Source organism: Niallia sp. FSL K6-0212 (assembly GCF_038007605.1).
Lineage (GTDB): Bacteria > Bacillota > Bacilli > Bacillales > Cytobacillaceae > Niallia > Niallia circulans.
The window spans coordinates 4,127,619-4,143,020 of record NZ_JBBOXL010000001.1; the positions used below are offsets into that span (position 1 = coordinate 4,127,619).

Genomic DNA, 15,402 nt, shown 5'->3' on the forward strand with positions numbered 1-15,402 from the left:
TTTGATGGAGAAAAAACCCAACCAATGATACGAAAGGCTTTCGTATCATTGGTTGGGTTTAGTTTCGACTGGATAAATTAAAGCCCAGCTTATTTTTAATTTCTATTCATCTCTTAACATTCCTGTATAAATCAACAGCAAACGAACTAGTTCGAGAACAGCAACTGCTGCCGCTGCCACATATGTTAATGCTGCTGCATTCAACACTTTTTTCGTTTCTCTTTCCTCATCGTTTCTTATAATCCCTAATGACACAACTTGATCCATCGCACGGTTAGATGCGTTAAATTCCACTGGAAGTGTAACAAATTGAAACAATACGCCGGCCGCCATTAAGATGATACCTAATAACATCATCTCTGGAAGTCTTGCAAACATTCCAATTAAGATAAATATCCACGATGCATTGCTTCCAAAATTAGCAACTGGAACTAATGTAGAACGAAAACGTAAGAAAGAGTATTCTTGCTGATCTTGGATAGCATGACCAACTTCATGTGCTGCAATAGCAGCAGCTGCTACTGAATGCCCATGATAGTTATCAGTAGATAAACGGACAACTTTAGAACGGGGATCATAATGGTCAGACAATACCCCTCTTGTTTCCTCGACAGATACATCATAAAGCCCATTAGAATCTAATATTCTTCTCGCTACCTCTCTACCGGACATATGGGAGGAAGAAGCTACTTTGGAATATTTTTTGTATGCACTCTTCACCTTCATTTGTGCCCAAATAGGGATGAGAATTATTAGAATAAAATATATAAAAATCATGTTTTTCCCCCTATTATTTCTTGTAGTATATTTTTATTGTAAGCAGGAAAAACACCAAAGTCAAATATTATCCCTTTTTTGTTTTTCTTTTTTCCGCTTTATCCCCGAGATATTTCCGCCAGCCAACGTAGGATAAAGTAAGGATAATAATACTTCCGGTCGAAATAATTACCCACCATAAAGAGGGATCTGCCTCATCTTCATAGAGTTGATTAAAAACATCCTGCAATTCACTTTCTAATTGGGTTACTTCCTCCAAATCGCCTTGTTGATTAAAAACTTGTAATCGATACGTATTCATAAACTCTACAAGGGAGTTTAATTCTTGAAATTGTGCGGCGGAAACATCCAGCTTAAGACTTGGATAAATAATTTGATATAACGATAGAAAAGAATCTAACTTTTCATCAAATTTTTCCTTATCATCTAAAAGGATAGCATCCTTCATCTCTCGATAGGTTGACATAACAGGTTCTTCCATCTGTGTCCATAAAGGTTGTTCACCTGATGAAACAGCATCAACCGCCAATCGAAATTTCGTTACCGAATTTATCCGTTCGTCATTTTTAATTGATTGATTAGTGATTGCCTCTACCGCTTCATCATGTGTACCAGTTAAAATCCTCCGTTCATCTACTGTAAATGGACTTCCATTTACACTAACTGAGCTAAACTGGTTCGAAAAATAATCAAGAATTTTTTTTGCATCCTCATAACGTTCTGATCGTACAAGCTGTAATACCTCATCTGAAAGCGTATCTAGTTCATCCAATTCCTTTGCAGGCGTTTTTTGGTCTGCATATACAGAAAAAGAAATAGGCAAAAGTAAAATCAATATCATTAACAACATAACCAATTTAGCCTTCATTCTTGTCCCTCCTCTATCTACTATTAAAAATGTATGATGAGTTGGACAAGGTTAGACTAAAAAAAATGCAATTCTATTGAATCCTCCATTGTAATTCCTCGCTCTTTTTATAGGCATAATAGGCAATCGATAGACTTAAAACACTGAGCCAGAAAGTAAAGTAGCCGATATTTGCCATATATTGATCTAATACACTATATTTAGGCATCATTTTAAACACATAATCTATCACATCATTATGCAATGTCCAAATCGCTACGAGAATAATATGCCCCCATTTAAAACGATAAAAAGGAATATATAATAATCCTTGAATGGCCATTGCCCCATGTGAAATAATGAGCATCCATGAATCAATGCCAATTTTTCCTGTTTCAAAATAAACAAGGAAGTTCATAACTACTGCCCATATACCATATTTAAATAATGTTACTACTGCCAGCGCTTCCATTAGCGGCCAGTTTTTTCTCCATAAAAACGCGATCAATACTAGCACAAAAAAAAGGCTTGCCGTTGGACTATCAGGTACAAACAATAAAAATTTCGCCGGTGTTTCCGCCAACTGATATCTATACCAATAATAGCCATAAACCGTTCCGAAGAGGTTAATAGCGAGTAATAGTCCAATAAAAGATCGATTACTTAATATCATGTAAATGCTTCTCACACTTTTTCTCCTTTTTCTATCTTTATCGTCCTATTTTACCATAGTTTATAAAGTATCGGAAAATCTATCGATATTAAAATAATCCCGCAAAGTCTATTATCAGCTTTACGGGACTAACTGCTTTTTCATTTATTTTGAAAGAACTTCAATTGATTTGTTAAGGTAATAAACATCTCTTTATCGCCATTGTCTAATGCCTCATCAATTAATTGGAGAAGTTTTTCTTTTTGGAATTTTTCTATACTCTTCACTAAAAATTGTTCTGCAATCATTTTATCTTTTTCGGTAATTTGCAGTTTTTTCGGCATAAATGGATTTTCAACTAACACAGCTGCATATTGATGAACTTGATTCGATGCATAAAAATTAAGCTGAATATAAATATCTTCATCACGATTAAGGCGGATATCATGAAAAGACTTTTCTGCATCTGTAGTCATCACATTTTCTTTATAAAATCTAAAAGGTACTTCATCTACACAATGCGTGGACATAATTAAACCTCTTGGACATTTCTCTGCATTTTCAACAAAATGGACTTTTTCCATCAATTGATCATGACTCATTAAATAATTTAAAATCCATACACATTCCCGTCTCTTCAATTGATAGTGATTCAAAAACCAACGAATGAAGTCTTTTTTCTCGTTGACAGATACAGGGGTTTTCATTTTGTAATTCCCTCCTCTGCTTGCAACAAATTTTTACTATCCAACCTGTTTTACCTGCGTCTAAGGAAATGACAATTCTCTTTGCTCTTGATAAGCCTTTTGACAACGTTATTATTAAATCTGGTTCATCCAATAACTTTATTCGTTATCCGTAAGGCGTTGTAATATTTCAATATACTCTTCATTACTTGGATCTGTTTGTAAAAGCATATTAAAAATTTCGGCAGCATCCTTTCTTTTTCCTTCTTCTAAAAGAAAATATCCATAATCATATAGAAAATCTGGAACTTCTTTAAAGAAAGTATATGCTAATTGATATTTGTTTAATGCCTCTGAATATTTTTCGATTCCATGAAATGCTTTAGCAGCATCCCAATGTAATTGAGGTTCTTCTATTTCTTGGTTATCCATCATCTCAATTAACTCTAGGACATCATCAAATCGATCTTGTGTTAAAAATAATTTATTTAATAAAAGAACTGCTTCTGTGTATTCAGGATCTATTGCAAGCGCTTCTCTAAAATGTTCCTCAGCCTTTTGCTCGTCACCACGTTTTAAAGCCAATTTACCACCATATAAGTACAAATCTTTATTAAACTCATCTTGCTTAATTCCCTCGATAACTGTATTATACGCTTCATTCAGCATTTCTTCCTGCTCATAGCTGCGAGCTAAATAGAGATATAAGGAATGATAAGAAGGATCTAGTGCTTTTACCTCTTCAAACCGATTTATAGCAATTGTATATAATCCTGCTTGCGATGCAGTCAAAGCAAGATTAAAGAGCGTATTAATCTCGACTTTTTCCTCGAGCGCTTTTTCATAATAAGGAATAGCATCTTCAAATGCTCCCCCAGCACTTAGATTATCTGCAATTCTCCCATTTATATTTACGCCAGCGATATTTTCCTCTTTCGGTAACACCTTTTGGTAGGACTTAATCGCCTCGGTAATTTTTCCTTGTTCTGCATATAATTCACCTAACGCAAAATCGATAATTACTTCATCTGGTAAAATTTTTTGCGCTTCTTTTAGTTTTTGTTCGCTAACCTCATATAACCCATCCATTTGATAGAGATCAGCAAGCAATAGCAAAGCTTGAGGAAATGAAGGATCATTCGGGTTTAATTGTTCTAAATAAGAAATCGCGGCTTCTTCATTGCCTATTTCCATTTCTACTTCCGCAGCAAGAACAAGTAATTCCCCTTCTTCTGGGTAAGCTTCCAGTAAAACTAAGAATAAATCTTTAGCTTCCTCCAAAAAGCCTAACTGAAATAATTCTTCACCCAGCACAAACCTTTCTTCATTATTTCCCGATTTTAATACATTCTGGTAATATTTTAATGCTTTGTCTTGTTGACCGTCCTCTAATAAAGAAATAATTTCATTAACTCTTTCCATATAATAATCCTCTCTAATCCCCTTCTATACTGTTAGGAAGGAAGGTACTTTTACTTCCAGTAATTCACCAAATCCAGGGCGGTAAAACACTTTATCCCCCGCTCGAATACATTTGCCTTTGTGTATGGTCATTTGTATTCTATCATAATGATAATGAAACAAATCATTTTCTTCAATATTTATGATTGAATCATCCATAGCAAATAAATTATATGTTACTTCTCCACCTTGATACACATTCCCTTTAAATGGATATATCCCCATTTTCACTAAATCATGATAATCTATTGCTATTCCTTCATTTATCTCATGGGGAATAGAGGGTATTTTAACATCTCTCATTAAGATTGACCACATATTTTGTGCTATTTTCTTTTCTTGTGGATCTTTCGTTAAAAAAATCGGAACTAATGGAGCGTTATAGGGGAACAGGGCTTCTTTTATCCATCCCCAAGGTACTTGGTATAACGCTTTTATATCTTCTACCTCGATAAATATAACAGGGATTTTTTCTCTTTTGCATCCTCGTATAAAACTTGGTGATAGCAGTTTTAAAGGAATTTTCACTCCAGCAACATAATCAATCGCACAGTTTAACAAAGGATTCTTCATTTTTTTCACTTGTAACGGCAATTCCCTTTCTCTGTTAACCTCTAAATAAAACAGCAAGGTTGTACACCCTTTTTTAATTAAATTTTCTTCAATGTATTGTTTTTGTTGAGTATATGAAAGAATTCGCGTGACGTGATTATCAAGCATAACTGTGGTGGGAGTCATCATATAAGGGGAACCATCCATTCGCATATATTGATAAGAGTGAAATGTATCTCTCATCAATTCCACCCTGTTATCCTCAATTAGAATGGAGGTCTTTTTTACTCGCTGCCTCTTTAATAAATGTATATTTTCGATGATATACTGCATCCTAAATCACCACCTAGTCTTTTTAAGACAAGCTATGATTTAAAGTTTGCAAATATTCCTCCTGCATGATTTTAATCTTATTTATCGTCAGGAAAAAAATCGCCGATAAACATAATATGTTCATCGACGTCCTCTGTTATTATCCATTTGATAATGCATTGAGATGCTCGAAAAACGAAGGATAAGATACTGAAATTGCCTTAGCATTTTGAAGGATAAGTTCTCCTTCACAAATCTGTGCAGCAATCGCCAGCATCATACCGATACGATGATCTCCATGAGAATCCACTTTCGTTCCGATAAGCTTCTTCCCTCCCCGGATAATCATCCCATCCTCCGTTGCTTGTATATCCGCACCTAATTTCTTTAACTCGGTTACTACTGTATCAATTCTATTCGTTTCCTTCACCTTAAGCTCATGAGCATCCTTTATAACCGTTTCCCCTTCAGCCTGGGTAGCTAATAAAGCAATAATTGGAATTTCATCAATTAACTTCGGAATAATCTCGCCCTCAATCGTTGTTCCCTTTAAATCACTTGTAGACACGGTAATCGTTCCTGTAGGTTCAAATACATCGGTATCATTTTTATGAATCTCCATGCATGCTCCCATATTATGAAGAACATCTAGTATACCAGTCCTAGTAGGATTAAGACCGACATTATTTAATGAAATTTTACTGTTAGGAACGATGCAGCCAGCTACAAGGAAGAAGGCTGCAGAAGAAATATCACCTGGGACATGAATATCAGTTCCAGAAAGCTTTTGAGCACCTTCTACAAAAATCTCCTTGTCTTTTCTGCTAATTTCGCCTCCAAATCGCTGAATCATTCTTTCGGTATGATCTCTAGTAGGTACGGGCTCTATTATTTTTGTAACTCCATCTGCATTCAGACCTGCAAATAAAATGGCTGATTTAACTTGAGCACTTGCTACTGGTAATCGATAGGTAATACTCTGTAAATTACCGCCTCGAACGGATAAAGGAGTATATTTTCCGTCTTCCCTGCCATCAATTTTTGCCCCCATTTCTCTTAGAGGAGCAACAACTCTTGTCATTGGCCGTTTGCCAATGGATGAATCACCAATTAGCGTACTATGAAATGGTAAACCGGATAATATTCCTGTTAGCAAGCGGATAGTTGTCCCTGAGTTCCCAACATCCAAAATATCTTTTGGCTCTTGTAATGCCTCCATTCCTTTTCCGTGTATTACCACTTCTTTTTCATTTTGTTCTATTAGTACACCTAGCTTCCGGAAACAAGCGATAGTACTTAAGCAGTCATCGCCTAATAGAAAATTTGTAACCGTTGTTTTCCCATTTGCTATCGATCCAAACATAATCGAGCGGTGAGAAATTGATTTGTCACCAGGGACTGCAATTTCTCCTTTTAAGCCTCGATTTTTTGTATTAAGTGTGATTAAGTCCAATAGCTTCACATCCTTCTATCCTATCGTAGTATCATAATTAGAATAGGCAGCGATACACTTCTGTGCTCTTATTCTATCTTCTTCGGTTTGAAAACTAATTGCCAGAATCCCGAATATCTCTTCTCTGGTTTCCATTATTCTAATATTCGTTATACTTATTTTTTCTTGAGCTAAATAACCTGTAATCTCAGATATAACCCCTGGATAATCCGGTACATCCACATATAAATCATAAAAAGCTGGGATTGCCCCTTTTTGATCTTGGGGCAAACCATCTCTTACCTTTTTCGCTCGGGAAAAATAGTCATATAATTCTTCGGCACGTTCATTTTCAATGAGAGTAAGGACTCTGTCCATTTCTTTTTTCCATTCATTCATTAACTCAATTAACACGTTTTTATTATGTATTAATATATCCCGCCACATAGAAGGGCTGCTAGAAGCGATTCTTGTAATGTCTCTAAATCCTCCTGCTGCTAACCTAGTTACTAGTTTATGCTTTTCACTAATCTGATCTGCTTGATGTACAAGTGATGCAGCAACTATATGCGGCATATGACTGATAGCCCCAGCTAACAAATCATGCTCTTCAGGAGAAATAACAAGAAATTTCGCATTTGTGCCTTGTAACCATTTTAATAAACACTGAACATGCTGATCCTCAATTTTTTCATGGGGAGTTAATAAATAAAAAGCATTTTCAAAAAGAAGTACTTTTGATGCTGAAACACCACTTTTATGGGAGCCAGCCATTGGATGTCCCCCAATAAAAGTAACGTTTTTATCTAATAGTACTTGTGACTTTTTTGTAATAACAGACTTAGTGCTTCCAACATCTGTGATTATAACTTTTTCTTTCAATTCTATTTTAGAAAGTATTTCGATGATTTTTTCTGTTTCTTTAACTGGTGTAGAAAGAATAATCAAATCAGCAGTTTTTGCACCTTCTTCAATCGTTGTTGAAAGATTATCAATAACCCCCATCATACTGGCTAATTTCAAATTATCCACGGAAATATCAAAACCTGTAATGATGCTTTCTGGGTGTTCTTTTTTTATACATAAAGCTAACGATCCACCTATAAGTCCTAAACCTATTATGAAGACGCGACCGTTCATTCTATCACCGCCTTCTATTCCCAATTGTTATTGCGCCACTTTCTTTTCAGCAAGAAACTGTTTCATTGCTTCAATCAAACCATCGTTTTCTTCTTTTGAGCCTATTGTAATTCGAACAGAGGTTGGATAATTCAATGGAACACCTGAACGGACAATATACCCTTTACTCATTAAGTATTGAAATACTTCATCCCCATCTATTTTGAAATCAACTAGCACAAAATTTGTTTGTGATGGGAAGTAGGATAAATTATTTTCCTCACAGAAACGATATAACTGTTCAAGACCTTCTCTATTTTTCTGACGACAAGATTCCACAAACTCTTGATCCTTTAGGGCTTCTTCTGTTGCAATCTGCCCGAATGTATTAACATTAAATGGTTCCCTTACCGGATCTAATGTGTTTAATAAGCTAGCATTGGCAACACCATATCCTACACGGAAACTTGCAAGACCATATATCTTTGAAAATGTTCGTAAAACGATTAGATTATTAAACTGTCGTGTAAGCGAAATAGCTTCATAATAATCTTCCGCCACTACATACTCGTAATACGCTTCATCAAGTACTACAAGCACATCCTCTGGAACTTTTTCTAGAAAAGCAAGTAAGTCCTTCTCAGGAATATATGTACCGGTTGGATTATTGGGACTGCATAGCCAGACAACACTAGTATTATCATCAATAGCTTTAAGCATTGCAGGCAGATCATGTTCTGCTTTTTCTGTTAGAGGAACTTCTCGAACCTCTGCTCCATCAACGACTGCATTATGCTTATATTGCCCGAATGTATGACTAGCCATTACCGTATTTAAGCCTGGTCTTAACAAGGCTCTAGATATCATTAAAATAATTTCATCTGAACCATTTCCTAATACTAGCTCTTCTGGTTTAACCTTTAAAAACTCAGCTAATGCATAGCGGAGGTTTGTTGCATATCCATCGGGATACAACGCATAAGAGCCATCGACTTTTTTTAAAGCCTCTAATACTTTTGGAGAACTCCCAAATGGATTCTCATTAGACGCAAGCTTAACAATATGATCGAGATTAAATTGTTTTTTCACTTCTTCTATCGTTCTACCAGGTTGGTAAGCTTTCAACCCTAAAAGCTGCTGTTTCCATTTCATTATATTCACCTCAAGTTTATTGTTTTGTTAAATCTGGTCTTAATTGAATCGCTTTTTCTAAATAAGTATGCTGTATTTCATCCTGCGGCAGCTCCGTGTTCCAATGCATCATAATCCGAATACACTTTTCTAATGCAAAAGGAACAGCTATTTCTTTCATACACATGACTGGAACATATGTCCAATCTTCTTGCATACGAATAATTTTAGCTGGGAAAGCAGCATTTATATCATCTGTAACCGACAAAAATACGGATGCTACATCACATGCCTTTATCTTATTTGCGTTTATCATCTCTTTAAAAAGTCTTTCTGTCGCAGAGAGAATTTCTGCTTCGATATTGTTTTTAACCGTTATTGCTCCTCTAACGCCTCTAATCATCTACTTCCCACCTTTAAATAACCCTAATTCTTTTCTAATTACCTCTTCAGTCACTTCTACTAGAACAGGAAAACCTATTTCTTTCAAAAGGACAAAACGTATTGTTCCATTTATAGATTTCTTATCCTGTCTCATTCGATCAATTAAACGTTCTATTTCCAGATCACTTGGAATATCACAAGTATATCCTAGCTGTTTAAGCCACTTTATATACTCCTCCATCGAAAATACTATGTCGTATTCTCTTTTGCTTAATCTTAACGCAAATATCATTCCAATCACGACAGCTTCTCCATGAGTAAATTTTCCATACCCCATCTCTGCCTCAATTGCATGCCCTAATGTATGCCCAAAATTCAAAAAGGCGCGTACGCTTGTTTCTCTTTCATCTTTTTCAACAATCGCTTGTTTAACAAGAATACCTTTCTCAAGAATTTCAGACCAATAAGCTATTTTTACTTGTGATAAGTCACTTATCTTGCTATGTAGTTCTTGATAAAAGGTTATATCACTAATTAACGCATGCTTGATTACCTCTCCAAACCCAGATCGAAGTTCTTGAAGCGGCAGCGTAGATAGAAACGTTGTATCATAAAAAACAGCTTCTGGCTGATTAAAAACACCAATCATGTTTTTACCCAAAGGATGGTTTATAGCCACTTTCCCGCCAACCGCACTATCATGAGCTAAAATAGTGGTTGGGATTTGAATAAAAGGAATTCCTCTCATAAAGGAAGCAGCTACATAGCCTGCTAAATCACCGACCGCTCCGCCACCTAATGCTAATACTAGCGATTTACGATCAAGGTGCTGTTCTAGCATATAGGTCAAACAAGCATAAAAAACATCGAAAGTTTTTGCCTTTTCTCCTGCTGGCACTATATAGCTAATGACAGGAAAGGAGGAAAGTTTCTTTTCTACCGTTTTCAGGTGCAACTTTTCAACTGACTCATCGGTAATAATTAAAACTTTTGTTACATCAACAAATTCCTTTTGCAGAAATGCTGAAAGCTCATCAATAACACGTTCTCCGATCCATACATCATATTGTTTCGACGTTGTTTGAATGGAAACAGTCTGCATTAGAATTCCCTCGCGTGTCTATTGTGCTCAGCAATATTAGCTGCAAGCCCTTCAAATCGATCAGCATAAAATTGATCGACAATAGCTGCAGCAAGCTCCCAAGCAACAGCATGCTCTGCTACTACGGATGCCGCTGGAACTGCACAACTATCACTGCGTTCAATGCTTGCTGTAAATTCTTCTTTTGTATCGATATCTACACTCTTTAATGGTTTATATAGGGTAGGAATTGGCTTCATAACGCCTCTTACAACAATTGGCATACCATTTGTCATTCCACCTTCTAAGCCGCCTAGACGGTTTGTTCTGCGAGAATAACCTTTTTCTTGATCCCATATGATCTCATCATGGACTTCACTTCCTGGCTTTCTAGCAGCTTCAAATCCTATCCCAATTTCTACTCCCTTAAATGCATTTATACTCATGATTGCAGCAGCAAGCTTCGCATCTAATTTACGGTCATAGTGTACATAACTTCCCACACCAATCGGCATACCTTCCACAATTACTTCTACTACACCGCCAATGGAATCGCCATTTGCTTTCGCTTCATCAATGGCATTCATCATTTTTAAGCCTGCTTCTTCATCTAAACAGCGAACAGGAGAATTTTCCGTAATTTCCTTAAGTTTTTCAATCGACTCATAATTAGTTATATTTGATTTTATACCACCAATTTCGACAACATGTGAGGCAACTTTAATCCCTAGTAAGTCAAGGAGCTTTTTCGCCACCGCCCCTGCTGCTACACGAACTGTCGTTTCACGGGCAGAAGATCTCTCTAATACATTTCTCATATCACGATGACCATATTTAATGGCGCCATTTAAATCTGCATGTCCTGGACGTGGACGACTTATTTTTCGTTTGATTTCGTTTGCTTCCGCTTCATCAATTGGATCCTGTCCCATAACTTTGGTCCAATGCTTCCAATCATTATTTTCTACAATCAATGAAACCGGTGAACCTAACGTATAGCCATGTCTAATACCGCCGCCAATTTCAACGGTATCGGTTTCTATTTGCATTCTTCTTCCTCTGCCATGCCCCTTTTGCCTTCTAGCTAACTCCTTATTTATATCTTCAGCTAATAAAGGCATTCCAGCCGGAAGTCCTTCGATAATTGTAATTAATTTGGGACCATGTGACTCCCCAGATGTTAAATATCTCATAATGAATCCTTTCTCCCTTCAACGCTTTAAAGTGATTATGTTCCAATATAACATACCAATCCTGTTATGAATAGTGAAAATCTAAAAATCCTCGTAAAATATTACCACGTGATTATCCTATCCATAAGAAAAATAGCAATCATGTAAACAATGGCAAAACAACAATAATTTTTGCCATGTTGTTTTGCCATTAACTTATATTTTCCGATAAAAAAAAGTATCTGCTGTCTCAAATCCATATTTAGCAGGTGTAAAAATTTGCTCCGTACTCCCCACAAAGAAAATCCCACCAGGTCTTAATGCTTGAGAAAATTTATGGTAAAGTAAATCTTTTGCATCCTCTGTAAAATAGATGAGAACATTTCTACATACAATTAAATCAAATGGTCCGCCAAACGAATCCGATAATAAGTTTTGCTTCTTAAATGTTACATTTCTTTTTACTTCCTCTTTTATTTTGAACATTGCACCATCTTTCTCAAAATATTTATCCTTCTGAGCGATTGGTACTTCGTTTAATGCTCGTTCTAAATAAACCCCCTTCTTGGCCCTGTCTAAGGCGTTAATATCAATATCGGTCGCAAGAATTTGAAAGTCTCTCCATTTCATTTCATTAGAAAGAAGCATAGATAAAGTGTACGGCTCCTCTCCTGTTGAGCAAGCTGCACTCCAAACCTTTAATTGTGCTTTTGATTGTAGAAGAGATGGTAAGATTTTTTTCTCCAGTACTTCCCAGCGTTTATAATTACGGTAAAACTCAGAAACATTAATTGTCATTCGATCTAATAGCTCGTCCAATAAATGTTTATCCTTATGTATCGCTTTAAAATAATCTTCAAAAGAAGTAAAACCTCTTTTTTCATAAAGAGAAGTCAACCTTCTTTTCATTTGTGCTTCTTTGTATAAAGACAAATCTATTCCAGATAATCTGTAAAAATTCTTTATAAACTCTTGAAAATCCTTCTCCATTTAAAATTCCTCACAAGTATAATAAAATCAACTACTTTTTAAGTATATACGATTTTCCCACAAAACGGCCAAATTTTATTCCGATTATTCATATAATTACTAGAAAAGCGGAAGCGACTGGTTATCGGTGTACAAACTGGAGGGCACTGACTGAGATAAAGGAAACACGATGAACGTTAGTGAATCGATGTTGACTTATCGTAGGGAAGCGGCCGAAGTTTGCTAGACGATAGGAGCTGGAGCCATACATTGAAAAGCGGAAGCGACTGGTTATCGGTGTACATACTCCACGGTACCAAGTTTCTTAGTTTGATCGTTCAAATAAAATAGCTGCCCTGCATAGGACAGCTAAGTAAGCTATATTAGTAAATCCAACCATCTAATAGTTTCTTATACTCTACTAACTCTTCTTCTTTAAAGAATAGCGCAATTTCCCTTTGGGCACTTTCAAAACCATCAGATCCATGGATAATATTTTTATGTTTTACTACCCCAAAATCTCCACGTACCGTACCAGGCAAAGCTTCCAAAGGATCCGTTTTTCCCATCATCATTCTAGCCTTTGCAATGACTTCCTCTCCTTGCCAAACCATTGCAAAAACAGGACCTGAAGTAATAAAATCTACTAATTGAGTAAAAAACGGCTTGCCTTTGTGTTCTGCATAATGTTGTTCCGCTAAATTTTCTGTAATATGAATAAGCTTTGCACCAACAAGTTGAAAACCTTTCTCTTCAAAACGGGTTACTATTTTCCCAATTAAATTTCTTTGTACCCCATCTGGCTTTACCATTAGAAATGTTCTTTCCATAAGCTCACTCCTACCATATGTATTAGACTAGTAACATGGTCATTCATGAAAAACTTACCACAAAAATCCAATTTATGCAAAAGAAATTTAAAAACGCTTTCATGAAAAAAAGGTTCAAAAGGTTTGCTTATTCCTTTAAAATTTGCGCTTCCCTAAATATTTAGCGATATTATTAAGTGCAGATTTTGCTTTTCCATTTGGCAAATCACGAATAGTTTGCAAAGCCTTTTTTAAATACAAATCACTAACCTGCAAGGAACGATCGATAGCATCTGTATTTTTGATCATGGAGATAATTTCCATTAACTCTATCTTGGACATTCTCTCATGAACAGTTATCACTTTATCGCGCACTTTTTCTTGTTCCATCGCGAATAAAACAGGCAAGGTAATATTTCCTTGAAGTAAATCTCCACCAGCAGGTTTTCCTAATTCTTCTTCCGTACCAACAAAATCGAGAACATCATCTATAATTTGATAGGACATTCCAACATAATAGCCAAATCGATATAACTTATGTTGATACTCTTCCTCTACATCAGAAACAATGGCCCCTACTAATGAGCTAGCCGATATTAATAAAGCCGTTTTCCGCTTAATTCGTCGAAAATAATCCCTTATATTTTGATCAAATCGGTATTTATCTTTTATTTGCTGAATTTCACCGATACATACTTCCACTATCGTATTAGCAAGGACTTTGTGAGCAGCAGGCTTATCTATCTCACTCATAATTTCTATTGACCTAGCAAAAATATAATCCCCTGTATACATGGCAACTTTATTATCCCATTTTGCTTTAATCGTTGGTTGCCCTCTCCTTAAATCGGAGTCATCTATAACATCATCATGAACTAATGATGCCATATGAATTAATTCTAATGAAATAGCAGCCTTTTTTATAATTTGAATATCATAGTTACCAAACTGTCCAGCAAGCAATACGAATATCGGACGTATTCTTTTGCCGCCTGCTTGCAATAAATGTAACGATGATTCTCTTAAAATGGAAGAGTTCGCCTGTACCGTTTCTTCCAAAGCTTTCTCAATCTTATCTATATCCGAATTCAAAAATGAGTACATCATTTTTAATTTCACTAACTACTCACCCAACTTGTATCGATATTTTGAAATAATTATCCAGCATAAAAATGCTTATGTATAAATTTAATCCTATTTATGAAAAAAGAGTCTAAATACAAGGTCAAGAATACAGGATTAAAATGTAGTCCCCCATCAAAATCCAAATATGCTCTTTGGATTTTGATTTAGACTCTCCCCTATGATTGCATAATTATTTATAACCTAAATGAACCGCAGCAACACCACCAAAATAAGGCTTATATGTCACTTTTTTTAGTCCAGCTTCTTGAAACATCTCAGCTAGTTCTTTCATACCTGGAAAATCACGTGCCGATTCCTGAAGCCATGAATATTCCTTATAGCTTTTCGCAAATAATTTCCCGAAAACCGGCATAATGTAGCGAAAATAGAAATAGTATCCCTGTCTAAAGATTGGCATTGTCGGCTGGGACGTTTCTAAACAAACTACCAATCCACCTGGTTTTACAACTCTTCGCATTTCTTTTAAAACAGTTAAATAATCTGGAACATTTCGCAATCCAAAGCCAATTGTCACAAAATCAAACTGATTATCAGGAAACGGCAATTCCATAGCATTCCCATGAATAAGCTCAATATTATCATATTCCGCTGTCTTTTGTTTGCCGATACTCAGCATATTCTCACTAAAATCAAGTCCAACTACTTTACCGTTTGGTCCAACTTGCTCTGCTAAGCTAATTGTCCAATCAGCTGTTCCACAGCATACATCTAAACATGCTGCTCCTTTAGGAACATTCATTCTCTTCATCGTGTCTTTTCGCCATAGTTTATGCTGCTGAAAGCTAATGACTGAATTCATTTTATCGTAATTACCATAAATCTTTTCAAATACATTATGTACCTTTTCTTCTTTAGACTGTTGCTCCTGCATT

The 15,402-nt window shown here is 35.8% G+C and carries 16 protein-coding genes; all 16 read right to left on the bottom strand.

Features of this window, described 5'->3' with window-relative positions; genetic code table 11:
• Window positions 1–102 precede the first annotated feature (102 nt).
• Entirely contained in the window at window positions 103–777 is a 675-nt protein-coding gene (locus tag MHH96_RS19745; protein WP_047940378.1) for a zinc metallopeptidase, read from the bottom strand.
• Between the two features lie 67 nt (window positions 778–844).
• Window positions 845–1,645 carry a sporulation protein YpjB gene (ypjB, locus tag MHH96_RS19750; RefSeq protein ID WP_047940377.1) on the bottom strand — a complete coding sequence of 267 codons (801 nt, stop codon included), beginning with the start codon at window positions 1,643–1,645 and terminating at the stop codon, window positions 845–847.
• Window positions 1,646–1,718: 73 nt separating this feature from the next.
• A complete protein-coding gene (locus MHH96_RS19755) occupies window positions 1,719–2,312 on the bottom strand; it encodes a DUF1405 domain-containing protein (protein WP_047940376.1) in 594 nt (197 codons plus the stop codon).
• Between the two features lie 125 nt (window positions 2,313–2,437).
• A complete protein-coding gene (locus MHH96_RS19760; protein WP_047940375.1) occupies window positions 2,438–2,983 on the bottom strand; it encodes a ReoY family proteolytic degradation factor in 546 nt (181 codons plus the stop codon).
• Between the two features lie 138 nt (window positions 2,984–3,121).
• Window positions 3,122–4,384 (bottom strand): tetratricopeptide repeat protein, encoded by a 1,263-nt coding sequence (locus tag MHH96_RS19765; protein ID WP_061796513.1) that lies wholly within the window; start codon window positions 4,382–4,384, stop codon window positions 3,122–3,124.
• A gap of 24 nt (window positions 4,385–4,408) precedes the next feature.
• A complete protein-coding gene (locus tag MHH96_RS19770; protein WP_047940373.1) occupies window positions 4,409–5,308 on the bottom strand; it encodes a hypothetical protein in 900 nt (299 codons plus the stop codon).
• Between the two features lie 139 nt (window positions 5,309–5,447).
• The gene (gene aroA, locus MHH96_RS19775; RefSeq protein WP_047940372.1) at window positions 5,448–6,740 is read right to left on the bottom strand and encodes a 3-phosphoshikimate 1-carboxyvinyltransferase; all 1,293 of its coding nucleotides are present in this window, start codon (window positions 6,738–6,740) and stop codon (window positions 5,448–5,450) included.
• Between the two features lie 15 nt (window positions 6,741–6,755).
• On the bottom strand, window positions 6,756–7,859 hold the full coding sequence (locus MHH96_RS19780; protein ID WP_047940371.1) for a prephenate dehydrogenase: 1,104 nt from the start codon (window positions 7,857–7,859) through the stop codon (window positions 6,756–6,758).
• A 27-nt stretch (window positions 7,860–7,886) separates the two neighbouring features.
• On the bottom strand, window positions 7,887–8,990 hold the full coding sequence (gene hisC, locus MHH96_RS19785; RefSeq protein ID WP_061796518.1) for a histidinol-phosphate transaminase: 1,104 nt from the start codon (window positions 8,988–8,990) through the stop codon (window positions 7,887–7,889).
• Window positions 8,991–9,006: 16 nt separating this feature from the next.
• The gene (aroH, locus tag MHH96_RS19790; RefSeq protein ID WP_047940369.1) at window positions 9,007–9,372 is read right to left on the bottom strand and encodes a chorismate mutase; all 366 of its coding nucleotides are present in this window, start codon (window positions 9,370–9,372) and stop codon (window positions 9,007–9,009) included.
• Window positions 9,373–10,455, bottom strand: a complete 1,083-nt coding sequence (gene aroB / locus MHH96_RS19795; RefSeq protein ID WP_047940368.1) for a 3-dehydroquinate synthase — start codon at window positions 10,453–10,455, stop codon at window positions 9,373–9,375.
• Window positions 10,455–11,627, bottom strand: a complete 1,173-nt coding sequence (gene aroC, locus MHH96_RS19800; protein WP_047940366.1) for a chorismate synthase — start codon at window positions 11,625–11,627, stop codon at window positions 10,455–10,457. Before aroC ends, aroB begins: the two co-directional genes overlap by 1 nt.
• Window positions 11,628–11,822: 195 nt before the next feature.
• On the bottom strand, window positions 11,823–12,596 hold the full coding sequence (locus tag MHH96_RS19805) for a CheR family methyltransferase (RefSeq protein WP_047940365.1): 774 nt from the start codon (window positions 12,594–12,596) through the stop codon (window positions 11,823–11,825).
• Window positions 12,597–12,958: 362 nt separating this feature from the next.
• The gene (ndk, locus tag MHH96_RS19810; protein WP_047940364.1) at window positions 12,959–13,405 is read right to left on the bottom strand and encodes a nucleoside-diphosphate kinase; all 447 of its coding nucleotides are present in this window, start codon (window positions 13,403–13,405) and stop codon (window positions 12,959–12,961) included.
• A gap of 135 nt (window positions 13,406–13,540) precedes the next feature.
• The gene (gene hepT, locus MHH96_RS19815) at window positions 13,541–14,503 is read right to left on the bottom strand and encodes a heptaprenyl diphosphate synthase component II (protein WP_047940363.1); all 963 of its coding nucleotides are present in this window, start codon (window positions 14,501–14,503) and stop codon (window positions 13,541–13,543) included.
• A 196-nt stretch (window positions 14,504–14,699) separates the two neighbouring features.
• Window positions 14,700–15,401, bottom strand: coding sequence for a demethylmenaquinone methyltransferase (locus MHH96_RS19820; protein WP_047940362.1), 702 nt, complete (start codon window positions 15,399–15,401; stop codon window positions 14,700–14,702).
• Window position 15,402 lies beyond the last annotated feature (1 nt).

Excerpts from the sequence above, each read along its gene's own strand:
- MHH96_RS19745 (WP_047940378.1), bottom strand. The coding sequence starts at position 777 with ATGATTTTTATATATTTTATTCTAATAATTCTCATCCCTATTTGGGCA.
- ypjB (WP_047940377.1), bottom strand. The coding sequence starts at position 1,645 with ATGAAGGCTAAATTGGTTATGTTGTTAATGATATTGATTTTACTTTTG.
- MHH96_RS19760 (WP_047940375.1), bottom strand. The coding sequence starts at position 2,983 with ATGAAAACCCCTGTATCTGTCAACGAGAAAAAAGACTTCATTCGTTGG.
- MHH96_RS19765 (WP_061796513.1), bottom strand. The coding sequence starts at position 4,384 with ATGGAAAGAGTTAATGAAATTATTTCTTTATTAGAGGACGGTCAACAA.
- MHH96_RS19770 (WP_047940373.1), bottom strand. The coding sequence starts at position 5,308 with ATGCAGTATATCATCGAAAATATACATTTATTAAAGAGGCAGCGAGTA.
- MHH96_RS19780 (WP_047940371.1), bottom strand. The coding sequence starts at position 7,859 with ATGAACGGTCGCGTCTTCATAATAGGTTTAGGACTTATAGGTGGATCG.
- hisC (WP_061796518.1), bottom strand. The coding sequence starts at position 8,990 with ATGAAATGGAAACAGCAGCTTTTAGGGTTGAAAGCTTACCAACCTGGT.
- aroH (WP_047940369.1), bottom strand. The coding sequence starts at position 9,372 with ATGATTAGAGGCGTTAGAGGAGCAATAACGGTTAAAAACAATATCGAA.
- aroB (WP_047940368.1), bottom strand. The coding sequence starts at position 10,455 with ATGCAGACTGTTTCCATTCAAACAACGTCGAAACAATATGATGTATGG.
- aroC (WP_047940366.1), bottom strand. The coding sequence starts at position 11,627 with ATGAGATATTTAACATCTGGGGAGTCACATGGTCCCAAATTAATTACA.
- MHH96_RS19805 (WP_047940365.1), bottom strand. The coding sequence starts at position 12,596 with ATGGAGAAGGATTTTCAAGAGTTTATAAAGAATTTTTACAGATTATCT.
- ndk (WP_047940364.1), bottom strand. The coding sequence starts at position 13,405 with ATGGAAAGAACATTTCTAATGGTAAAGCCAGATGGGGTACAAAGAAAT.
- MHH96_RS19820 (WP_047940362.1), bottom strand. The coding sequence starts at position 15,401 with ATGCAGGAGCAACAGTCTAAAGAAGAAAAGGTACATAATGTATTTGAA.